This window comes from Collinsella sp. CLA-SR-H006, assembly GCF_040097075.1.
Taxonomy (GTDB): domain Bacteria; phylum Actinomycetota; class Coriobacteriia; order Coriobacteriales; family Coriobacteriaceae; genus Collinsella.
On the sequence record NZ_JBBNPD010000003.1, the window covers coordinates 96,966 to 119,590 of the forward strand.

Annotated in this window: 23 protein-coding genes; 1 reads left to right on the forward strand and 22 read right to left on the reverse strand. The window is 60.7% G+C overall.

The annotated features are described in order from the left end of the window. Positions 1-138 precede the first annotated feature (138 nt). The 11 genes from AAA069_RS03165 to rpsP all read right to left on the reverse strand — a co-directional run bounded on the left by AAA069_RS03165 (position 139) and on the right by rpsP (position 11,035). Positions 139-927 carry a ribonuclease HII gene (locus tag AAA069_RS03165; protein ID WP_117639929.1) on the reverse strand — a complete coding sequence of 263 codons (789 nt, stop codon included), beginning with the start codon at positions 925-927 and terminating at the stop codon, positions 139-141. Positions 928-1,020: 93 nt separating this feature from the next. Next, positions 1,021-1,362 (reverse strand): 50S ribosomal protein L19, encoded by a 342-nt coding sequence (gene rplS, locus AAA069_RS03170; RefSeq protein WP_006236098.1) that lies wholly within the window; start codon positions 1,360-1,362, stop codon positions 1,021-1,023. 209 nt (positions 1,363-1,571) lie between these two features. After that, positions 1,572-4,322, reverse strand: a complete 2,751-nt coding sequence (gene ppdK, locus AAA069_RS03175) for a pyruvate, phosphate dikinase (protein WP_349127544.1) — start codon at positions 4,320-4,322, stop codon at positions 1,572-1,574. Positions 4,323-4,572: 250 nt separating this feature from the next. Continuing rightward, complete coding sequence (locus tag AAA069_RS03180; RefSeq protein WP_349127545.1) at positions 4,573-5,439, reverse strand: pyruvate, water dikinase regulatory protein; 867 nt, start codon at positions 5,437-5,439, stop codon at positions 4,573-4,575. Positions 5,440-5,473: 34 nt separating this feature from the next. After that, a complete protein-coding gene (gene glyS, locus AAA069_RS03185) occupies positions 5,474-7,570 on the reverse strand; it encodes a glycine--tRNA ligase subunit beta (protein WP_349127546.1) in 2,097 nt (698 codons plus the stop codon). A 3-nt stretch (positions 7,571-7,573) separates the two neighbouring features. Further along, positions 7,574-8,485, reverse strand: a complete 912-nt coding sequence (locus AAA069_RS03190; RefSeq protein WP_006236091.1) for a glycine--tRNA ligase subunit alpha — start codon at positions 8,483-8,485, stop codon at positions 7,574-7,576. 59 nt (positions 8,486-8,544) lie between these two features. After that, positions 8,545-9,108 (reverse strand): signal peptidase I, encoded by a 564-nt coding sequence (gene lepB / locus AAA069_RS03195; RefSeq protein ID WP_349127547.1) that lies wholly within the window; start codon positions 9,106-9,108, stop codon positions 8,545-8,547. A 2-nt stretch (positions 9,109-9,110) separates the two neighbouring features. Next, positions 9,111-9,869 carry a tRNA (guanosine(37)-N1)-methyltransferase TrmD gene (gene trmD / locus AAA069_RS03200; RefSeq protein WP_349127548.1) on the reverse strand — a complete coding sequence of 253 codons (759 nt, stop codon included), beginning with the start codon at positions 9,867-9,869 and terminating at the stop codon, positions 9,111-9,113. Positions 9,870-9,879: 10 nt separating this feature from the next. Next, entirely contained in the window at positions 9,880-10,371 is a 492-nt protein-coding gene (rimM, locus tag AAA069_RS03205) for a ribosome maturation factor RimM (RefSeq protein WP_226812527.1), read from the reverse strand. 34 nt (positions 10,372-10,405) lie between these two features. Then, a complete protein-coding gene (locus tag AAA069_RS03210) occupies positions 10,406-10,651 on the reverse strand; it encodes a KH domain-containing protein (RefSeq protein ID WP_171021534.1) in 246 nt (81 codons plus the stop codon). Positions 10,652-10,693: 42 nt separating this feature from the next. After that, the gene (gene rpsP / locus AAA069_RS03215; protein WP_022094749.1) at positions 10,694-11,035 is read right to left on the reverse strand and encodes a 30S ribosomal protein S16; all 342 of its coding nucleotides are present in this window, start codon (positions 11,033-11,035) and stop codon (positions 10,694-10,696) included. A 240-nt stretch (positions 11,036-11,275) separates the two neighbouring features. On the opposite strand from rpsP, the gene dinB reads away from it, so the two are divergent. Continuing rightward, entirely contained in the window at positions 11,276-12,490 is a 1,215-nt protein-coding gene (gene dinB / locus AAA069_RS03220; protein ID WP_349127549.1) for a DNA polymerase IV, read from the forward strand. 217 nt (positions 12,491-12,707) lie between these two features. On the opposite strand, the gene AAA069_RS03225 is transcribed toward dinB, so the two are convergent. The 11 genes from AAA069_RS03225 to AAA069_RS03275 form a co-directional block, all read right to left on the reverse strand. Next, on the reverse strand, positions 12,708-13,457 hold the full coding sequence (locus AAA069_RS03225; protein ID WP_195239249.1) for a transposase: 750 nt from the start codon (positions 13,455-13,457) through the stop codon (positions 12,708-12,710). A 225-nt stretch (positions 13,458-13,682) separates the two neighbouring features. Further along, on the reverse strand, positions 13,683-14,138 hold the full coding sequence (rsfS, locus tag AAA069_RS03230) for a ribosome silencing factor (protein WP_117745948.1): 456 nt from the start codon (positions 14,136-14,138) through the stop codon (positions 13,683-13,685). Positions 14,139-14,165: 27 nt separating this feature from the next. Then, on the reverse strand, positions 14,166-14,699 hold the full coding sequence (yqeK, locus tag AAA069_RS03235) for a bis(5'-nucleosyl)-tetraphosphatase (symmetrical) YqeK (RefSeq protein ID WP_192934390.1): 534 nt from the start codon (positions 14,697-14,699) through the stop codon (positions 14,166-14,168). Between the two features lie 87 nt (positions 14,700-14,786). Then, the gene (gene nadD, locus AAA069_RS03240) at positions 14,787-15,464 is read right to left on the reverse strand and encodes a nicotinate-nucleotide adenylyltransferase (protein WP_346977403.1); all 678 of its coding nucleotides are present in this window, start codon (positions 15,462-15,464) and stop codon (positions 14,787-14,789) included. Between the two features lie 3 nt (positions 15,465-15,467). Beyond that, positions 15,468-16,934, reverse strand: coding sequence for a GTPase ObgE (gene obgE / locus AAA069_RS03245; RefSeq protein ID WP_172544921.1), 1,467 nt, complete (start codon positions 16,932-16,934; stop codon positions 15,468-15,470). An 85-nt stretch (positions 16,935-17,019) separates the two neighbouring features. Further along, entirely contained in the window at positions 17,020-17,277 is a 258-nt protein-coding gene (gene rpmA, locus AAA069_RS03250) for a 50S ribosomal protein L27 (RefSeq protein ID WP_006236075.1), read from the reverse strand. Positions 17,278-17,310: 33 nt separating this feature from the next. Then, on the reverse strand, positions 17,311-17,685 hold the full coding sequence (gene rplU / locus AAA069_RS03255; RefSeq protein WP_035138585.1) for a 50S ribosomal protein L21: 375 nt from the start codon (positions 17,683-17,685) through the stop codon (positions 17,311-17,313). Positions 17,686-17,752: 67 nt separating this feature from the next. Then, on the reverse strand, positions 17,753-18,565 hold the full coding sequence (locus AAA069_RS03260) for a TIGR03936 family radical SAM-associated protein (protein ID WP_055285117.1): 813 nt from the start codon (positions 18,563-18,565) through the stop codon (positions 17,753-17,755). Continuing rightward, complete coding sequence (locus AAA069_RS03265) at positions 18,562-20,439, reverse strand: TIGR03960 family B12-binding radical SAM protein (RefSeq protein ID WP_349127550.1); 1,878 nt, start codon at positions 20,437-20,439, stop codon at positions 18,562-18,564. Before AAA069_RS03265 ends, AAA069_RS03260 begins: the two co-directional genes overlap by 4 nt. Positions 20,440-20,449: 10 nt before the next feature. Further along, positions 20,450-21,379, reverse strand: coding sequence for a hypothetical protein (locus AAA069_RS03270; protein ID WP_117745944.1), 930 nt, complete (start codon positions 21,377-21,379; stop codon positions 20,450-20,452). Positions 21,380-21,397: 18 nt separating this feature from the next. After that, the gene (locus AAA069_RS03275; protein ID WP_349127551.1) at positions 21,398-22,624 is read right to left on the reverse strand and encodes an FtsW/RodA/SpoVE family cell cycle protein; all 1,227 of its coding nucleotides are present in this window, start codon (positions 22,622-22,624) and stop codon (positions 21,398-21,400) included. Between the last annotated feature and the right edge of the window lies 1 nt (position 22,625).

Consider the following 22,625-nt stretch of genomic DNA (forward strand, 5'->3'; position numbering starts at 1 on the left):
ATGCAGGTAAGTACCGGAAGCAAACCAAAAGCTGACCAAATGCCTTCAAAAAACGGGCCGTACGCAGCAATGGTGTTGCATACGGCCCGCTACCAGCAGGTTTATAAAACCCCAGAGGTCCCTGTCTCCACAATTGGCCTAGAAAAGGCGCTCAGTCTGCAGAAAGTTTCCGCAAAAGCTCACGCGGTGCAGAGGACAAAGTCCATGTTTGCGAATGGCCTCGATATGCTCGGGGCTTGCATAGCCCTTCGACTCGGCCAGATGGTACTCGGGATATTCGGCGTCGTACTCAACCATCATCTCGTCACGCGTGACCTTGGCCATGATGGACGCCGCAGCGATGCAGGCGATCTTGGCATCGCCCTTCACCACATCGCGCTCGTTAGGAACGGCGCCCAAGGGGTTGCCATCCATGAGGACGCAGTCGGGTTCAAGTCCCGTATCGGCCACGGCGCCCGCAACGGCAGCGCGGATGGCACGGGCCATGCCCATCTCATCGATATCCTTAGGCGCGATATGGCAAAAACCGATCGCCGTCGCCACCTCGGCAATCTTCACTGAGAGCAACTCGCGGCGCGCCGGCGTGAGCTTTTTGGAATCGTTGATGCCCCAGACGCGCGGCTCCATAGGAAGGCAGACGGCGCATACCGTCAAAGGACCGGCCACCGATCCGCGACCCACCTCGTCGACACCGACGACCACCCCATCGCCGCCGAGCTCATGCATAAGCTCGTACATGTCATTGACGCGCTCGCGCTCGGCAAGCTCTTTGGCATGGCGCTTGAGGGCGCGCTCGCAAGCCTTGATCACCTGCTGACGCGGGTCCTCGCGATAATGCTCCACGAGGGCGGGAATCTCCTCAAACGTAGCGCTCGCCAGCTCTCCGGCAACCTGCGATGCCGAAACCGAGCTCGTCATGTTGGCCATACCAGGCCCTCCTTGCATGCAAATCAGATAAAAAGAAGGGCCACCCGAAGGTGACCCTTGTGTCCAAACGAGTGGACAGACGCTGCGATCTTCTTAGCGCTTCTCGGGGATACGAGCAGCCTTGCCCACCTTGTCGCGGAGGTAGTACAGCTTGGCGCGACGGACGCGACCATGACGAACGACCTCGAGCTTGGCGATCTTGGGGCTGTGAAGCGGGAAGGTACGCTCAACACCGACACCGAAGGACATCTTGCGGACGGTGAAGGTCTCGCGGGCACCGGCGCCGGCCATGCGGATGACGTCGCCCTGGAAGACCTGGATGCGCTCGCGGTCGCCTTCCTTAATGCGGTAGTGAACCTTGACGTTGTCGGCGACGCGAACCTGAGGAATGTCCTCGCGGATCTGCTGACGCTCGATTGCGCGGATGTAATCCATGTGCAATTCCTTACTCTTCTAGAGGTGCCGTACCACCTTGGCCGGCACGTAGTTGAACAAACGTATTCGAGTATACACGCGCGGGTTTCTGCTGCAAGAACAATTTTTTACGCAGACAAAAAGACAAAACCCGCACATGATAACCGCCCGCCTCACGAATGAGACGGGCGGCATGAAAGGGGCTACGCTAGGCGTCTAAACCCAAAACGTTAGGCGGAACGCTTGGCCTCGAGCTTGGCTTGAGCGGCAGCCAGGCGTGCGAGGGGCACGCGGTAGGGCGAACAAGACACGTAGTCCACGTCGGCCACGTTGAACAGGCCCTTGATGGACTTGGGGTCGCCGCCGTGCTCGCCGCACACGCCAAAGTGCATGTCGGGGCTAGTGGCTCGGCCCTTCTCGACGGCCATGCGCACCAGCTCGAGCACCGCCGTATCGATGGTCTCGAAGGGATTGTCCTTCAAGATCTTCTTATGCATGTACAGCGGGATGAACTTAGCCTCGGCGTCGTCACGCGAGAAACCGAAGGTCGTCTGGGTGAGGTCGTTGGTGCCAAAGCAGAAGAAGTCTGCGTGATGGGCGATATCGTCGGCGACCATGCAGGCGCGCGGCAGCTCGAGCATCGTGCCCACGGGAATATTGAGCTCGACGCCCTCCTCGGCGGAAACCTCAGCGATTACGCGCTCGATAACCTCGCGGGTCTGGACATGCTCGGCCGTGATGGAGACGAGCGGGACCATGATCTCGGGGCGCGGGTCGACGCCTTCCTTGATAAGGCGGGCGGCAGCCGTGGCCACAGCGCGGACCTGCATGAGCGGCAGATCGCTAAAGACGACGGACAGGCGCACACCGCGCAGGCCGAGCATCGGGTTGGACTCGACCATGCCGTCGATGCGACGTAGGCGGGCACGCAAGGCGGCAAGCTCTTCCTCGCTGGCGCCAGCGGCTTCCTTCTTGGTGATGGCGACCTCGAGCTCGCGAGGATTATCCAGGAACTCATGAAGCGGCGGATCGAGCAGGCGGACAACCACGTCGCGACCGGACATAGTCTTGAACATCGCCAGGAAGTCCTCAGTCTGGACCTTGAGCAGGTCGGCCAGGGCCTGCTGCTTCACGGCCTCATCGTCAGACAGGATAAAGCTCTGGATGATGTTCTTGCGGTCGCCCAGGAACATGTGCTCGGTGCGGCACAGGCCAATAGCCTCGGCGCCAAACTCGAGGGCAAGCTCGGCATCCTCGGGATTGTCGGCGTTGACGCGCACATGGTTGGCATAACCACAGGTCTCGTCCAGGCGAATCTCGTCGGCCCAGGACAGGATAGTGCCCAGGTCGCCGGTAAGCTCGGCGGAGACCAGGTCGACGGGACCGTCGACGACGATACCCTGGGTGCCGTCGATGGAGATGACATCGCCCTCATGCAGCACGCGATCGCTGCCCTCGATGCGCACAACCTTCTCGGCGGCGTCGATGTGGAAGCGCTCAACGCCGCAGACGCAGGGCGTACCCATGCCGCGGGCGATAACGGCGGCATGGCTCGTCTTGCCACCGTGGCTGGTCAGGATGCCCTCGGCGGCGACCATGCCCTTCAGGTCGTCGGGGTTGGTCTCCCAACGAACCAGAATGACCTTGTGACCCTCGTTGGCGCGCGCGACGGCGGCGTCGCTCGAAAACACGACCTCGCCCATGGCGGCACCGGGGCTGGCATTAAGACCGCTGGCGAGAGCCTCGTACTTCTTGGAGGCGTCGAACTGCGGGTGCAGGAGCTGGTCGAGCTGCGCGGGATCGATACGGCTCACGGCCTCTTCGCGGGTGATTAGGCCTTCCTCGACCATCTCGATGGCAATGCGCAGGGCGGCGGTGGCGGTACGCTTACCCACACGAGTCTGGAGCATCCAGAGCTTGCCCTGCTCGATGGTGAACTCGATATCGCACATGTCGCGGTAGTGATCCTCGAGCGTCAGGAACACGCGCTCGAGCTCCTCACCTGCGGACTCGAGGCCCGGGGTGGTCTTGAGGTCGGCGATGGGCTCGGTATTGCGGATGCCGGCGACGACATCCTCGCCCTGGGCGTTGACCAGAAAGTCGCCGTAGAACTCCTTAGTGCCGTCGGCCGGGTTGCGCGTAAAGGCGACGCCGGTCGCGGAGGTCTCACCCTTGTTGCCAAAGGCCATAGCCTGGACGTTGACAGCAGTACCGAGCTCGTCGGAGATGCCGTGCTGTTTGCGGTAGATGCAGGCGCGCTCGTTCATCCAGCTGCCAAAGACGGCCTGGATGGCAAGGCGCAACTGGAGCTCCGGATCATGCGGGAAGACGGGCTTGCCGCCGGTGACCTCGAGCTCGGGATACAGGGCGGCCTCGACGTTATCAGAGAAGATGCCCTTGAAGGTCTCGACAAGCTCCTGAAGGTCCTCGGCCGAAAGCTCGGAATCGACGCGAACACCGGCGACCAGGCGGGCCTGGGTCAGGGCGTTCTCGAACAGGTCGGCATCAACACCCATAACGACGTTGGAGAACATCTGGATAAAGCGGCGGTAGCTATCCCAGGCAAAACGCGGATTTTGCGTCTGGGCGATGAGCCCCTGAACGGAGTCGTCGTTGAGGCCCAAGTTGAGGACCGTGTCCATCATACCGGGCATGGAAAATGGAGCGCCCGAGCGAACCGACACGAGCAGCGGATCATTGTCGTCACCGAGCTTCTTGCCACAGCGGGCCTCGAGGTCGGCCTCGGCGGCAACGATCTCATCGAGTGCGCCTTCGGGCCAGACGTTGCCGGCACCGGAGTACTCGACGCAAGTCTGGCAGGTAATGGTAAAGCCACCGGGAACCGGCAGGCCGATGCGGCTCATCTCGGCAAGGTTTGCGCCCTTGCCGCCAAGCACGAAGTTCATGGACTTGTCGCCCTCAGTGACACAGGTGCCCTGGGCGTCGGTTCCAAAACGGTAAACCCTCTTGCAATCGCTCACGATACTTCCCCTTCCATGCGCTTACGCGCACGACCGTGGTAACGAATCGACCCGCCGGATGCGGGCCGTGAGGGAACTATACGGCTGGATTTGAACGGGCTTGAGCAGAGGATACGCGGTTTGGTAAACGTGCTAAATATGGCGGTAAACGGTAGGTAAAGTTGGTTACCTTATGAAGATACCACTGCAAGAAAAATGCAGGTCAAGTGCGATGTTTTTGCTAAATCGCTTTATCAAAATGCTACTACTATTAGGTGCGGCGGGCGGCGCGGCGGGCGCGGGCTTCTTGGATTTCCTCCAAGTGGCTAATGATCTCGGCAGCGCTTTCCTCGATGGCCTTGCCGTCGGTGCGCACCACAAAGCAGCCTAGGCGCTTCATGAGGGCACGAGCTTCCTCGAGCTCGCTACGCACGCTCTCGGGCTCGGCATAGGAGCCGGCAACGGCACGGGCGTAGTCATCGCCCAAGCGGCTATCGCGAATCTCGGAAATAATGTCGACGGTCGAAATCAGGCCAAACAAACGCATCGGGTCGACCTCGTAAATTGACTTGGGTGGCTCCATGCCATGGGCCAACGGAACATTGGCAACCTTGTAACCTTGAAAGGCCAGAAACATCGACAGCGGCGTCTTGGACGTGCGCGATACGCCCAGCAGCACGATATCGGCACCCGACAGATCGTCGCAGCCGCGCCCGTCATCGTGCTCAACAAAATACTCCATGGCCTCGATACGATGGAAATAGCGGTCATCGGTTTTGTGAATCACGCCCGCGACGCCCTTGGGCGGCACGCCAATGAGCGACGACAGCACGGCGAGCGTCGGGCCGATCAGGTCGACCGAGCGGATATGCAGCATACCCAGGTAATCGAGCACGCGGGCGCGAAGCGCCGGATCGACAATGGTATGGAACACGGCAATATCGCGATGGTCTGCATCGACACGCGGGCCCACAAACGATTTAACCTGCTCCACAGAGTTCACCTTGGGCAGGCGCAAGAGATGAAAAGCCCCTTCATCAAATTGCCCGGACGCCGCAAGCACCACCTCACAAGCGGTATCGCCGAGCGAGTCGGAGATAACGATAACGGTGGGACGAGCGGTGACCGGGCAATCCATGCGGGGCTCCTTTTGCGCTTATGCGCAGGCTGGCTTACTTTTTGCGGGCAAGCTCACCGATGTTGGCGATGCCGGAGAAAACGGCCTCGAAGCGGTTGAGCAGCTTAAGGCGATTATCGCGGAGCTGCTCGTCCTTGTCCATGACCATAACCTCGTCGAAGAAACGGTCGATGGGCGCGCGCAGGGCGGCGAGGGCAGCAAATGCGGCCGGGTAATCCTCGGCAGCGAGGGCGGCATCTACAGCGGTCTGAGCAGCCTCGGAGGCATCGGCAAGCGCGAGCTCGACCTCGCCCATCAAGCTGCGGTCGTACTCCACGCCCAGCTCGGGCTTGGAGATATGCGCAGCGCGAGCATAGGCGGTCGCAAGGTTGTCGAACGTCTCGGCGTCGTTCTTGCGGGCCTCGTCGAGGGCGGCGCAGCGGGCGAAGAAGACGGACGGGGCGATGATGTGCACCGCAGAGACGGCGGCAACGGTATCGGCCGGGATCTTTTCGTCGCGGGCCATGCTCACCAGGCGGCCATGGAAGAAGTCACGAACCTGCTGGGCGACCTCGGCGGCGTCGAACTCAATGCCCTGCTCGCTATAGAGCTCGAGGGCGAAGTCGATGAGCGACGTGGGGTCGATCGGCAGGCGGTCGCGCAGGATGTTGATGATGCCGATAGCGGCACGACGCAACGCGTAGGGGTCCGAAGAGCCAGTCGGGGGCTCGCCGATGGCAAAGATACCGGCGATGGTATCGAGCTTGTCGGCGCAGGCCACGATGCAGCCAGCGGTGCCCTCGGGCAGCTCGTCACCGGCAAAGCGGGGACGATAGTGATCGCGAATGGCGTGGGCGACCTCGTCGTTCTCCCCCATCGCAGTCGCGTAATAACCGCCCATCACGCCCTGCTGGCTCGTGAACTCGACGACGGCGTTAGACACCAGGTCGGCCTTGCACAGGTGCGCGGCGCGAGCGGCATCGGCGGCAAGGTGGGCGCCCAGATGAGCCTCGCGGGCGATAGCGAGCGCGAGCTGCTCGATGCGCTCGGACTTGGCGAGCACGCTACCGAGCTTCTCCTGGAAGGCGACCTTGGCCAGACGCTCACGGAACTCGTCGAGGGAAATCTTCAGGTCCTCCTCGTAGAAGAACTTGGCGTCGTCCAGACGGGCGCGCACGACGCGCTCGTTGCCGTCGATCACGCGCTCGGCGTTCTCGGGCTTGCTGTTGGAGACGACCACGAACTCACGCGTGAGCTTGCCCTCGCCGTCATAGATCGGGAAGTAGCGCTGGTTGGTGAGCATGGACTCGCAGATGATCTCGTGCGGGACCTTGAGGAACTCCTCATCGAAGGTACCGACGAGCACCGTCGGCCACTCGCAGAGGTTGATAACCTCCTCGAAGACCTTCTTGGGCGTATCGACATGGCAGCCGGGGCGGGCAGCCTCGACCTCGGCGATACCGGCGAGGATGGCCTCACGACGACGCTCGGCAGAAAGCACGCCGGCGTCCTCGAGCACCTGCTCGTAGACGGCGGGGCTGGCAACCACATGGTCACCAGGGCCAAGTACGCGATGACCACGCGTGGTGTTGCCGCTCGTCACGTCGGCAAACGACACAGGCACAACATCCTCGCCCAAAAGGCAGCAGATCCAACGGACCGGACGAACAAAGGTCGCGTGCTCGTGGCCCCAGCGCTGGCTGCGGTAGTTGGGCCACTGCAGGCCGGCAATAGTCTTCTCGCACAGAGCGGTCAGAATCGGGGTTGCCGGTGCGGAGGGAATATTCTTCTCGGCGAACACATACTCGCGACCGTCAGTGTCCTCGCGACGGACCAGGTCCTCGGCAGCCACACCGCACTTGCGGGCAAAGCCCTGGGCGGCCTTGGTGGCGTTACCGTCAGCGTCGAAGGCAATGTTGGCCGCGGGGCCACGCTTGACCTCGTGAACCTCATCGGTCGCGGTGGCGACGTCGGCCACGAGCGCAGCCAGACGACGTGGGCTCGAGATCACGCGGACCTCGCCGTGGGCCAGACCGGCCTCGTCGAGGCCCTTGGCGATCATGGTGCCAAGCTGCTTGACGGCATTGTTCAGCGGTGCGGAGGGCATTTCCTCCGTACCGATCTCAAACAGGAAATCCTTAGCGTCTGCCATGGCTTACGCCACCTCGCCTTCCTGGTCGGCATTCTCGTTGACTCCGGCGACCTCGGCCATGTAGGCCTCGCAGCACGCCTTGGCGACGGCGCGGACGCGCAGGATGTAGTTGGCACGCTCGACCGCGGACAGGGCGCCGCGGGCATCGAGCAGGTTGAAAGCGTGGCTGCACTTCATGACGCAGTCATATGCCGGCAGCGGCAGCTTGCGCTCCAGGCAGGAATGGCACTCGGCCTCGTAGTCATCAAACTTCTGACGCATCATCTCGACGTTTGCGACCTCAAAGTTATAGGCACTGAACTCGCGCTCGTTCTCGAGGAACACGTCGCCATAGGTCATGGGCGTGCCGTCGGGCAGGTAGCTCCACACCAAGTCGTAGACCGAGTTAACGCCCTGCGCATACATGGCAATGCGCTCTAGGCCATAGGTGATCTCGACGGGTACGGGGTCGACCTCGATGCCGCCTACCTGCTGGAAGTACGTAAACTGCGTGACCTCCATGCCGTTGAGCCAGACCTCCCAGCCAAGGCCCCAGGCGCCGAGCGTCGGGCTCTCCCAGTCATCCTCGACAAAGCGGACGTCATGGTCGTTGGGGTCCAGACCGATAGCGGCAAGAGACCCCAGGTAAAGCTCCTGGGCGTTGACCGGTGAGGGCTTGATGAGCACCTGGAACTGATAGTAGTGCTGCATGCGGTTGGGGTTCTCGCCGTAGCGGCCGTCGGCGGGACGGCGGCAAGGCTGCGCATAGCAGGTGCGCCACTCGGCGGGACCGAGCGAGCGCAGCGTGGTCGCGGTATGGAAGGTACCGGCACCGACCTCGGAGTCATAGGGCTGCATAATGACGCAGCCCTGCTCGCCCCAGTACTGCTGGAGGCGCAGGATGATGTCTTGGAAGGAAAGCGATGAAGCGTTCATGCCTCTAATATCCCCTCGTCGAAACGATTACACGGTTAGGTACTGTACTATAGCGGTTTTTAGTCGATAGCGCCGATGCGGTTGGGCGGCCAGTAGCGAACGAGTGCCACAGCGATCAAATCAGAGCGATCGACGGGACCAAAGTAGCGTGAGTCGGCAGAGTTTTCGCGGTTGTCGCCCATCACCCACACGCACCCGTCGGGAACGGTGTAGGGATAGCTTACCTGAGTGCCGGGTGCTTGGACCGAAAGTGGCCAGCTCATGCCCGTCGTATAGTCCTCGTCGAGCGCTTGGCCGTCAACGACCACCTTGCCATCCTGCAGGTCGACCGTCTGGCCGGCCGTGGCAATAACACGCTTGACAAGAACATCATGCTCGGAGGTGCCATCGGGGTTGTGAAACACCACGATATCGCCCTGCTTGACGGGCTGACCGAGCTCGAGGCTCACCTTTTGTGCCAGGATCTGGTCGCCAATCTCGATCGTGGACTCCATGGAGCCGGTGGGCACCACAAAGGGCTCGACCACAAACGAGCGAATCAAGAAGGTGGCGACCAGTGCGATCGCGATGACCGCGATCCACTCAAAAGCGCCCCTCAACGCGGAATGCTGCGATGGAACCATTCTCACTCCTCGCTCTGCGAATACGAAGCGTCCAAAATCTCCTGCGCGTAAGCGCGCTCCTCGGGCGTGAGCCGCGCCGTCTCGATCAAGTCGGGACGCCAGCGGCAGGTGCGCTCGATGGCGTTCTTGCGACGCCAGACATCGACCTTGGCGTGATCGCCGCTCACGAGCACCGGCGGCACGCCCTCTCCGTTGAACTCGGCGGGACGGGTATACTGCGCGTACTCGAGCAGGCCTCCGTCCTCGGCGGTCGAGAACGACTCGTCGACGTTGCTCATCTCGTCACCAAGGGCGCCGGGAATGAGGCGTACGACGGCATCGGCAACGACCATCGCGGGCAGCTCGCCACCCGTAAGCACATAGTCGCCGATCGACAGACGTTCATCGGCATACGCATACGCGCGCTCGTCGACGCCCTCGTAACGGCTGCACACAAACAGCAGGCGCTCACTTTTGAGCAGGCGCTCGGCCACATGCTGCGTAAAAGGCTCGCCACAGGGGGTAAAGAACACCACCGTCGGCTTAGGACCCTCTGCGCTAATGGCCTCGATGGCCTCTGCGATAGGCTCGACCTTCATGAGCATGCCCTGCCCGCCGCCGTACGGCTCGTCATCGACGGTGCGATGGCGGTCGTGCGTCCAGTCGCGCAGGTTATACGCCTTAAAATCAAAAAGGCCGGCCTTGCGGGCACGGCCCAAGATCGACGTGGACATAACGGGCTCAAACATCTCGGGAAAGACCGAAAGGGTCTCAATTAGCATGTTGACCTCCCTACTTGTCCATATCGATCAAGCCGTCCATAACGTGGACGGAAATTGTTCCTGTGTCGGGAAGATCGAGCACAACCTGCTCGATCACGGGAATCAGCACCTCGCCGTACCGATCGCCCTCGACAACCCAAACATCGTTGGCGGGCGTCGACATGATCTCGACAATCGTGCCGAGCGAACCGAAGCGTTCGTCGACCACCTCGCGACCCATCAGGTCGGTATAGGCGGCGTCGAGCGAATCGAGCTCAAAGTCGTCACGATTTGCCAGCACGTAGCATCCGGTGATGCCCTCGGCGGCCGTCAAGTCGTCAATGCCCTCAAACGAGACCAGATCGCCATCGCCCGTATCGGTGACGGATACGACCGTGCAAAAACGGTCGCGCTTGAGCGCTGGCGGCGTCAGGGCGACGCGCATACCCGGCTCCAATACAGAAGGAAGCCCCCGCAGCGGCTGCGCGAGGACCTCCCCCTTCCTTCCGTGCGGCTTGACCACACGGGCGATGTTTTTGTACTGGGACCTCAAAGTCCTAGCCCAGAACCTCTACCTCGACAGCAGTGTCGAGGCGAGCGGCCAGTGCACGGGCGAGCGTGCGGATGGCCTTGATAGTACGGCCACGACGGCCGATGACCTTAGCGACGTCATCCTCGGCAACCGAAACCTCAATCGTAGAAGCGTCGTCGCCATCGATGACCTCGAGGCTCACGGAATCCGGGTCGTCGACGATCTGAACAACGAGATATTCGACGAGATCGGCGATGCGATCTGAGAGCATTGCCTCACCCTCGAGCTGTGCAGCGTCAACCTCAGGCACGATTTACTCCTCGGCGCCCTCAGCGGCTTCAGCGGCAGCCTTAGCGGCCTCGGCCTCTTTGGCGAGCTGCTTCTTGGACTTCTTGACGACGGTCTCGGTCTTCTCGCCCTCGTTGGCGGCCTTGACCAGAGCGGCGACAGCGTCGGTGAGCTGAGCGCCCTTGGACTGCCAGTCGGCGATCTTCTCGAGGTCGAGGTTGATGGTCTTGGGGGCGGTCATCGGGTTGTAGCGGCCAACCTCCTCGATGATACGACCGTCACGCGGGGCGCGGGAATCGGCGACGACGACACGGTAGTACGGACGCTTCTTAGCGCCGTGACGAGCAAGGCGAATCTTGACTGCCAAAGGAAACTCCTCCAACCAAGCAGCTTTAGGCTGCAACTACAAACAAACAGTTGAACATAATACGCCATCGACGCGGGCAGGTGAAGTCCGTGAGACCAACTTCTTCGGTGTAGTCGAGGGCAAATCCATATCTTAGACAAGAATTCGGGATTTGCAAGCACATACACGCACCCCACATGAGCTGCGCGGTATACTCATGACATGGAAAGACGCGAACATACATACGGTTATGAGGATGCCATGGGCGTCACGCCGCCTCCCTGGACGGGTCCGGCGGTGGGCCTCATGGACCTCGATGCGTTTTTTGCGAGTGTGGAGATGCTCGATCATCCCGAATGGCGCGGAAAGCCGCTCATCGTGGGCGGAGACGCCGATTCACGTGGCGTCGTGTCCACGTGTTCGTATGAGGCGCGTCGCTTTGGCGTGCACTCTGCCATGGCCTCGGCCGAGGCACAGCGGCTGTGCCCGCAAGCCATCTGGACGCACGGGCACTTTGATCGCTACCGCGAGGTGAGCGCACAGGTCATGGCGATTCTCGCCGACGAGACCCCGCGCGTTGAGCGCGTATCCATCGACGAAGCCTTTATCGATATCACGCCGGGTCGATTTGCGCCCGAAGACCCGCTGCTGGTTGCGCGGCGTATAAGCGACCGCGTGGCAGGGCTGGGAGTGACCTGCTCCATTGGCGTGGGATGCAACAAGACGGTCGCAAAGATCGCGAGCGAGCGGGACAAGCCGTTTGGGCTGACCATCGTGCGCCCCGGAACCGAGCAGCGCTTTTTGGCCGCGCTGCCGGTATCTGCCATGAGCGGCATCGGGCGCTCTGCCGAGGAGCGGCTGCGCCGCATGCGCATCTACACGCTCGGCGAGCTGTCACGTGCACCGGAATCCACCTTGGCCTCTATTTTTGGCGTCAACGGCGAGCGCATGCGTCAGCGTGCGCTGGGACTCGAGGCTTCTGAGGTCACGAGCCTGGACGAGGAACGCGAGGTTAAATCGGTAAGCAACGAGCGCACCTTTGCTAAAGATTTGACTGAGCGTGGGGATATTGAGGCGGCGATTGCGCTGTTGGGCGAGTCAGTAGGACGCCGCCTGCGCCGTCAAGGTCTGACGGGTGCCACGGTAACGCTCAAGCTTAAGTATTCGTATGGCAGCGGGCGTACGGCACAGCGCCGGCTGCCTCATCCGACCGACGATGAGAACATCTTCGTGGCGGTTGCACTCGAACTGCTCGACAACATCTGGCAGGAAGGAATGCACGTGCGCTTAGCAGGCATCGGCATGAGCGACTTCGACCATCAGGGCGGCATCCAGACCGACCTGTTCTGCGAAGTCGACGACCGCGGAGCCCAATCGAGCGACCGTCGCGACCTCTCCGTCGCCATCGACGCCGTCCGAGACAAATTCGGCGACACCGCCCTATCCTTCGGCCGCCAATCCCGCTTCAATAACTAGTCTTTTTTGGACGGGGGGGGGTTGCTGCCTTCCGTCCGACACGGCATTGGTAGTCAATTTGGGACGGGGCTATTTTAGCTACCCCTATATATCGGTTGAGATTCATTCGGCCTAATTCATTCACCGTCAGCCAAAGGGTAGCTAAAATAGCCCCGTCCCAAATTGACTACCCCGGATGTCCGGTTTGCCCGCCGCAACAAAACTCTGTCCCAAATAGCTACTGATCGAGCTTGACCTTCTGAATCGTGCAGTGACCGATGCCCGTGAGGCGCACGATCTGCTTTATCGAAAAGCCCTCGTTTTTGAGCGTACGGATGTAGTTGTCGCGCACGGCTTTAGGCAAAGCTTTAAGGTGGTGAGGCTCATACGGTTTAAGGAGAGCCTGTGCAAACTCCAGTGCATCTATGTCGCTCACATGAGCGCCGTCACGGAAGCAATATCGATTCGGTTCTCCCGAGGTACTGAAAGCAAAAAATCTCTGAGAATCTCCGAGCAAACCTAGCACACATTCAGTCATACAAATACCCGGGTATCCCATATATTCGCTAAAACTGCTCCAACGATATAGTGAAGCAGTCCCAATCCTGGCTTTCGCAGGATTATCGTGAATATATCTCACACAGTTGAGCAGCTGATCATCGTTAAGAATCGGCACGCTCTTAAATCGATCCTGAAAAACTGGTCCCTTCCGTCCGGTTTTCGCGTTGAAATACATCGCATATGCAGTCGTAACAGAGTGCATGCAATCGCTCAGGTGAACATGTTCATCATCTAGCAACAAGTGAATATGGTTGTCCATAAGGCACCAAGCAATGATATTGACGTCGTATTTTCGGCATTTCGAGGCAAGCAACCGAATCAAATATATCCGATCATCGGCATCCTCAAATATCAGCTGACCACCACAGCCCTTTTGGACGACATGGTAATAGCCGTAAACAGAGATTTCCCGCGCGGTCCGAGTCATACGCATCTCCTCCTCTACAGATAACAAATACGTTACCCGAGTCGGAAAGCTAAATATCACGCAATGAACCGCAACTCGCTTCTATCGGCGAACGGTAGGTAGTAGCTAAAAAAGCCCCGTCCCAAATTAGCTACTTTGGGCAAAAAGAAAGCCGGGCAGGTGCGGAAAACCGCACCTGCCCGGCGATATGCGTGAGGGTAGCTAAACCCCGTCTCAAATGAGCTACTAGAGGAGGTTGAGGGGGAGCTGGGGAGCGTCTCCCCAGAGTTTCTCGAGGCGGTAGAAGTCGCGGGCTTCGGGAGTGAAGACGTGGACGACAACCGAACCGTAGTCCATGAGCATCCAGGTCTTCTGCTCGCGACCCTCGATGGAGAACGGGTGCTCGCCGCAAGCCTCGGCGACCTTCTCCTCGATCTCGTCGACGATAGAATCGACCTGGCGGTTGTTGGTACCGGTGGCAAGCACAAAGTAGTCGCATACGTCGGAAAGCTCGGTCAGGTCGAGCACCTGAACGTCCTCGCCCTTCTTGTCGTAGGCGGCCTGTGCGGCGGCGCGGGCGACATCCTCGGCGGCGACACCGCTCGCGGACAGCGAGGCGGCAGTGCGGTCGGACGTGGCGGCGAAGCTCTTGTGCTCCACATGTTCAAGAATCTGCTCGTCGGTCATGGTCTCGTCGGCCATGGAATACCTCTTTCTAGACAGCCCGAGCTAGCGCAGCTGGGCGTAATGGTTGTAAATCGAAATAGCCGTGGGATAAAGATAGCGCCCGGACTGGATCACATAGACCAAACCCTGCGCAAAACAGGAGAAGAACAACTCGTCGAGCGACGACTCCCCCACCATCTTGCGCAGCGCATGCGCATAGTCGCCGTGGCGGTTGGGCTCGATGGCATCGGCCACAAAGACCACCATATCGAGCGGCGTCATGTCGCAAGCGCCCACGGTATGACGGTCGACAGCCTGGAAAACGGCCGGCGACAACTCGGGGAAAAGCTGCGGAAGCTCATAGGCGGCAACAGGACCATGCAAAAGCGGCGTCGCGGCGGAAGGAGAGCCGGCAATCTTAATGCCGTAATGCAGAGCGCGCGTAACCAGCTCGTCGTCGGAGAGCACTTTGTCCCAGTCGTGGATCAGACCGGCAGCAGCGGCATCAAAGCGGTCAACGCCGTAGACCTCGGCCAGATGAAGTGCGGTCTCGGCAACACCCAGCGAATGCACATAGCGCTTGCGCTTATCCTTCATGCGAACATCGAGCAGCTCTTGAATGCGCTTGAGCAGTGCGCGCTCATCGCCCTCAAACTGATCCTCTACCGACAACGTAGACCCCCATCACTCAAAATCTTCTTGGCCCAAATCGGCATATAGCCTGCGTTTGCGAATGTAGCCGAGCACGGACTCGCTCGTAAGATAGCGCACGCTCATGCCGCGGGCAACTCGCTTACGAATGTTCGTCGAGCTGATCGCCAGCGCCGGAATCTGAATATAGCGCACGTCGAACGGCAGCCCCGACTCTTTGATTCGGGCACGCGCCGTATCGATATCAAAGCCCGGTCGTGTCGCCGCAATAAAGGTAGCAAGCTCACCGATTCGTTCGGCATCATGCCAGGTCACGATATCGATAATCGCATCGGCGCCCGTAATAAAGTAGAGCTTTACCTGCGGCGGGTAAAAGTCGCGAAGGGCATGAAGCGTATCAGCCGTATAGGTTACGCCCGGGCGGTCGATCTCGAACCGGCTCGCCAAAAAGGCCGGGTTCGCGGCGGTGGCGAGGACCGTCATGGCATAACGGTCCTCGGCAGGCGTCACCGGCTTGTCAAGCTTAAAGGCAGGCGTGCCCGCCGGCATAAAGAGCACGGCATCCAAGTCGAGGGACTCACGCGCCTGCTCAGCGGTCACCAGGTGCCCGTAATGGATGGGATCAAAGGTGCCACCCATAATGCCGAGCCTAAACTCCTGCCCGTCCTCTAGAGGAAGCTCGGGCAGACCGATTCCACCGCGCAGCGACATGGCTTACTCGCCCTCCGAGGTCTCGGCATCGTCCTCGGCATCCGCCGCATCGACAACCTCGACGCCCTCATCCGCAGCATCGGCCACGTCAATGGCCTCGACGGCAACGTCCTCGCCAGCATCCTCGAGCTCTTCGTACTCCGAGAAGTCCTCGGCGCCCTCAAAGTCAAAAGCGCGCTGGCAAATGCGGACCTCGTCGCCCGCACGGCAACCGGCCTTCTCGAGCGCGTCGTCAACACCCATACGCGCAAACTTATGCTGCAGGTAAATGACGGCTTCCTCGTTTTCCCAGTCGGTCTGGATGACCATGCGCTCGATGGCACGACCGACCACGCGGAAGGCACCGGGCTCTTCCTGGACAATGCGGAAACGCTTCTCGCGCTGCAGGCGGCGACGCTCCCACTCCTCGTCGCGCAGATCGACCGGCTCATCAGAGACCGCCAGCTCGGCGCGAAGCTTAGCCACCTGCTCGCCCACGGCAAGCATCAGCGTGTTGAGGCCGGCGCCCGTAACAGCAGACACGGCAAAGAACATATGGCCATCGTCGAGCGCCGCACGCTTAAGGTCGGCAATCTTGTCGGCCGTGCCCGGCGCATCACACTTGTTAGCAACGACGATCTGCGGACGCTCCGAAAGCTCGGCGCCATACTGCTCGAGCTCGCGGTTGATGATGCGATAGTCCTCGACCGGATCGCGATCCTCAAAACCACCCGTCATATCGACGACGTGCATGATGAGTGCCGTACGCTCAATGTGGCGCAGGAACTGGTGACCCAGGCCCTTGCCCTCGCTCGCGCCCTCGATGAGACCGGGGACGTCGGCAACGACGTAAGAATATTCACCGGCACGCACCATGCCGAGGTTCGGCACGAGCGTGGTAAACGGGTAGTCGGCAATCTTGGGACGGGCGGCACTCATGCGCGCGATGAGCGATGACTTACCCACGGAGGGAAAGCCCACGAGCGCGGCATCGGCCATAAGCTTCATCTCGAGCTCGATCCAGTGCTCCTCGGCCGGTTCGCCCAACTGGGCAAAGGCCGGAGCGCGACGCACCGACGTCACAAAGTGCGTGTTGCCCAGACCGCCGGCACCGCCGGGCGCCACGACGACGCGCTCGCCGTCGTGCACCAGGTCGGCAATCTCAAACATCGGGGTCTGCGTCTCGGGATCGAGCTCGCGCACCACGGTACCCATAGGGACCTTGAGAATCAGGTCCTCGCCGCTCTTGCCGTTACGACGGGCACCCTGCCCGTGCGTGCCGCGCTCGGCGCGAAAGTGATGCTTAAAGCGGTAATCGATCAGCGAAGACAGCTGAGCATCGGCCTGGATGACGACATTGCCGCCACGACCGCCGTCGCCGCCATCGGGGCCGCCCTTGGGGACAAATGCCTCGCGCCTAAACGACATGCATCCGGCTCCGCCGTCGCCGCCGCACACGTTAATGCGGCTGATATCGGTGAACTGTGACAACAGAATCGCCTCCTACAAAAAAGAGGGAGACCCTTGAATCCTAAAACTCAAGTGCCTCCCACATATGTGCTCTATGAAGGGTGAATTACGCGTTCGCGAGCGGGCGTACGCTGACCCTGTGCTTGATACCCTTGTGGAACTCAACGGTACCGTCGACCAGCGCGAACAGCGTGTCGTCCTTACCACGGCCAACGTTCTCACCCGGGTGGATGTGCGTGCCGTGCTGACGGACGAGAATCGTGCCCGTGGTTACCGTCTGGCCGGCATAGCGCTTCGTGCCAAGGCGCTGACCGCGGGAGTCACGGCCATTACGGGAGGAACCGAGTCCTTTTTTGTGTGCCATTGTGTATACCTACTCTTTCGTTACGAGTGTAATCTACTCGGCGACGGGAGCCTCGGCAACAGCCTCAGCCTCTGCCTTGACAGCCTTCTTGGCGCGGGAGGTAGCCTGAACCTTCACGATCTTCAGCTTGGTGAGCTGCTGACGGTGACCCTTCAGACGACGATAGCGCTTGCGCTTGTGGAACTTGAAGACCAGCTGCTTCTCGCCCTTGAACTGCTCAACGATCTGAGCGGTAACCTTGGCCTTGGCCAGCTTGTCGGGATCGGTGACGATCTTCTTACCATCGTTGAGGAAGATAACCGGCAGGGTGACCTTGTCGCCCTCATTGCCCTCGATCTTCTCGACGGTGATGACATCGTCGGTGGCGACCTTGTACTGCTTGCCGCCCGTGTTAACGATTGCGTACATGTTTACTTGCCCTTCATGCATCAGTTAGTGCAACAGCCGAATATAGTAGCAGGCGAAAATACCCCCGTCAACGAGTATGTGGAGCAAATCCACAAGTTCGCACAGGTATGGGGCTGACGAGTCGGCCCTCGTCGTCCTCGCATGCTTGATTCTGACGCTCGACATCGTAGGAGCAGATGGTCACGAGGTCTTGCATACCGGTGGAAACAATAGGTGCATCCACGCCCGGGGTCAAGCCCTGCAACAAAACATCAGCAGCAGAAAGCAAAATTTCCGGACGCATGGAGCCCTCGTTGTCGGCATGGGTGTCGAGCATGAGCACCAAATGGTCCGGGCGCTCCCCCGCCGTGAGCTCATAGCCCACGAGCGTGTGATCCAAATCCAAGCGCTTGCTCTTTTTGCCGCGCGCGTAGTCGATGCCGTGGCCCGCGCGCAGCGTGTCGATCGCACGACGCACCTCGTCGGCGCTTACGGGCGCCTCGGGATCCAAGTGCAGGTCGATGCGATACGACAGGCGCGTGAGCTGCGCCGTCAACGCCGGCGTGCGCACGTCGATGTACGCCGCCTCGATGGGCGCCAGATCGGCCGGAGACGCCGCAGCCAGGCGCCCAAACGCCTCGTCGAGCGCCACGAACTCGGTCATAAACAGGTCATACCACTCGCAGGTCGACGACGTACCCACCGGCAGCGCCGAAGAGAAGCCCACGCGCATGTGCGGAGAGAAGCCCTGCGTGACGGCATAGGGAAGTCCCGCACGGCGCACGATGCGCTCAATGGTATGGATTACTTCGAGATGGCCCAGGTACTTAAGGCGATCGCGCTTGCCATAGCGAACACGAAGTCTAAAGAGCGAGGGGTTGTCGGTCAGGCGCTCACTCATGCGCGATCACCCATCAATACATTCTTGGCGTGGAGCGTGGGGCAGATCCCGCAGCCGGTGCACGACGTGCGGGTACAGTCGGGAGTCGTGACGCCCTCGAGCGAGCGACGGTACTCGCGCTCGAGGAAGCCGCGCGTGCAGCCGGGGCTCACGTGCTCCCACGGCAGGCGCCAGTCCAACTCGTAGGGCAGGTGCACGAGCTCATTGAGGTCGATGCCGTTTTTGGCAGCAGCTTCCTTCCAGTTATCGAGCGAGAAATGCTCTACCCAGGCGTCAAAGCGAGAGCCCGAGCGCCAAGCATCGATGATGACGGGCGTCATGTCACGACCGGCGCGGGAAAGCGCGGCCTCGATGAGCGAGGTCTCGGCATCGTGGTAATGCACGCGGACGGCACGGTTGCGAACGCTCGTGATAAGCAGCTTCTGGCGACGCTTGACGTCGTCGTAGTCGAGCTGCGGGCACCACTGGAACGGCGTGGCAGCCTTGGGGATAAAGACCGAAACCGAGATCGACACCGAAATCGAGCCGCGACGAGCCTTGGGCACCACGGAACGACCGAGCTCCAGCACGTGATCGGCCAGATTGGCGATGGCCACGATGTCCTCATCGCGCTCGCCGGGAAGGCCCATCATAAAGTAGAGCTTCATGCGGTTCCAACCGGCCTCGAAGGCCGCCTTGGCCGCACGGTCCAGGTCCTCCTCGGTCACGGTCTTGTTAATGATGTCGCGCATGCGCTGGCTGCCGGCCTCGGGCGCGAACGTCAGGCCGCCCTTCTTTTCGCCGGCGACCGACTCGGCCATATCCACGCCAAACGAATCCAGGCGCTGCGACGGAATAGACACGCGAATACCCGTATCCTCCAGGCGACGGTTGAGCCTGCCGAGCACGTCGCGAATGCAGGAGTGGTCGGTCGTGGAGAGCGAGGTCAGCGACACCTCGTCATAGCCGGTCTTTTCCAGGCCCTGAATCACCGACGAGACGATCTGGTCGGCCGAGCGCTCGCGCACCGGGCGATACGTCATGCCGGCCTGGCAAAAACGACAGCCGCGGGCGCAGCCGCGCAGGATCTCGATAGACAGGCGGTCGTGAACCAGCTGCGCATAGGGCACGCACGACTGCGACAGCGGATTCGTGGCGCCGAAATCCTCGACGACGCGCTTGTAGACCACGGTCGGCGCATCCTTGCCCTCACGCGGCACGGTGTAGCCATGCGGCGAGCAGGGCTCGTCATGACGAACCTCATAGAGTGACGGCACGTAGTTGCCGGCAATGGATGCAAGCTGCTCAACAATCTGCGCGCGCGGGACTCCTTCGTCACGCAGGCGGCGATGCAGCTGGCAGGTCTCGAGCAGCGATTCCTCGCCCTCACCGATGAGGATGGCATCGAAGAAGGCCGCGTACGGCTCGGGGTTGTACACCGAGGGGCCGCCGGCGATGATGATGGGGTCGTCTTCACCTCGGTCGGCCGCTAACAGCGGAATGCCAGCGAGGTCGAGAGCCTCGAGGAAGTTCGTCACCGCCATCTCGTGCGGCACATGCAAACCGACGATATCAAACGAAGCGACCGGCGCTGCACCCTCGAGCGACAGCAGCGGAATGCCCGCCTCGCGCATGGCGTCACCCATATCGGGCCACGGCACATAGCCGCGCTCGCAGGAGATGCCCTCGGCCTGGTTAAGGATGTTGTAGAGGATGGCGATGCCCTGGTTGGGCAGACCAACCTCGTACACATCCGGGTAGATCAGGCAGCAACGGTAGTCGGCATCGGCCTTGGAAAGCGTGCCCCACTCGTGATCGATATAGCGGCTCGGCTTCTCGACCTTGGCGAGCAACGGCTCAATTAAATGAAAACAATCTTGGTACGGAACGCGCAACGGAAAACCCCTAAGCAGCGAGATCTGATGCGTCCTGGTAGGACGCCATAGGACGGGTAGCGCCCGCGACCGTGGTCACAAGATCGCGAACGCGGGAAAACGTGGCAGTGACCACCTCATTGGCACGGCTGTAGTCGACATCGCGCTCGTAGAGCGAAACGAGCGCACGGCCCATGCCATAGGTGCCCGCGGCAGCAGTGAGCGCCTTGACGGCAAACCCAATATGCGGCGTCTGCTTGACGAGCGCGCGGGTGACCGCGCGGATCACAAGACCGCCGGCAAGCACGCCCGCGACCTCGTAGCCACGCTCGGGTTTAATGCCGCGTCCAAAGACGGCAGCGAGCTCAAAGAGCATGCCCACCTGCGCCAGCGCCATAACGGGATAATCGGCGCCCGGCAAAAACACCAGTGCACCGGTCGCCATATTGGTGAGCGCGCACGAGGTGATGATACGGTTGGCCGCCGCGATGCGCATGAAGGCAAAGTTCGCCGCAAAAGCCGTTTCCTTGTCGGTGCGATCGAGAATCCAGCGGGCAAGCGTCTCGAGCAGATACGTCTTATCGATTGCCGCTACCACGCCGAGCATGGGCGTGGACTCCTCGATAAACGGCACCTCCACAGCAGACTCGGCAAGCACGCACACGGGCGCGCCGGCGATCACGAGCTCCTGCACGGCACTCTCCAAGCGGTCGGAACCACACGAGAGCACCAGCACCACATCGGTATCGGTCTTTGGAGCAATTCGCTCCTCCCCCAGACGCTCGACGCGCACAATGCCCGAGGTCGTCTGCGGCACAAAGGCGTCACGCACCGTCTCGGCCAGAAAGCGCGAGGCGGACGAATCCAGATAGACCGAGACGCGCACCGGCGTATCGGAATCCTTCTTAACGGACGCGCCCATCTTAAAAGCGCGGGTCAGCTTATCTACGGGAATTTTCATAGCAAACCCCTCCAGCGGTTACGCGGCGCCCGAACGATGCCGCCATATGGATTGTACGATACCCACCGTCAGCAGCTGAATCATCATCGAAGACGAACCGAAGCTAATAAACGGTAGCGGAATACCGGTAATCGGCATCATGCCGATGCACATGCCGATGTTTTCGAAAGTCTGGAACGCCCACATGCCAACGATGCCCACACACGAAAGACGCAAAAACAGCGACTCGCACTTAAAGGCGACGCGAATCGTCGAAAAGATCAGCAGCACGTAGAGGCACAGGAGCAAAAAGGAACCGCAAAAGCCAAAGGTCTCGGACAGGAAGGCGAAGACGAAGTCGGTGTGGAACTCAGGCAGAAAGCCGCCGGCCGACTGCGTCGCATGCCCCAGGCCCTTACCAAAGAAGCCGCCCGAGCCAACGGCGATAAGCGACTGCTGCAGGTTGTAGGCATCGTCCGAATCGGCATTATCGGGGTCGATAAAGACCGTCAGACGGTTCATCTGATACTGCTTGATGAGCACATCGTGGCCGAGCAACGAATCAAAGACCGAATCAAGCGCCAGGACGAGGGCCACCAGGCCCACGAGCAGGGCCAGGGTCGACAGCACCCATTCGCGGCGTGCACCGCTCATGCAGATGACGATGGCGCCCGAAACCAGCACGACCAGGCCCGAGCCCAGGTCACCCATGGCAACGACGGCCAAAAACGGAATGGTCAGCATGCCGCAGAGCTTGACGTAGTCGCGAACGGTATCGATGCGACCGTTATACTGCGAGCCAAGCGTAGCAATAAAGAAGATGGTGATGAGCTTGGCAAGCTCAACCGGCTGGAACGTCAAGCCGATACCGGGAATCTTGATCCAGCCCGTCATGCCCAGACCGCCCGTATAGGACAGACCCGGAATCTTGGGCGAGAAGATCACGATCAGGTCGATGACGAGCAACGCCGTCGAGAAATTGGAAATACCGCGCAGGTCGGTTCGCCAGACGAGCACCGCCAGCACCGCTCCGATGCCAATTCCCAGCAGATGGCGCGAGAACGAAGCATCGGCCTTAAACTGCGAAGCCGACCAGATAATGATGGCACCGTAGGCGACGAGCGCCACAGTAGCCACGAGCACACCGATATGCACCTTTTGGCGAAACGTGCCACGCGAGGCCGAAAGTTGCTTGTTGACGCGGTCCAGGCTGCTGCGAGAGCCGGTCTTGGTTGAACGGAACAGATCCGCCGGAGAAAAATCCATC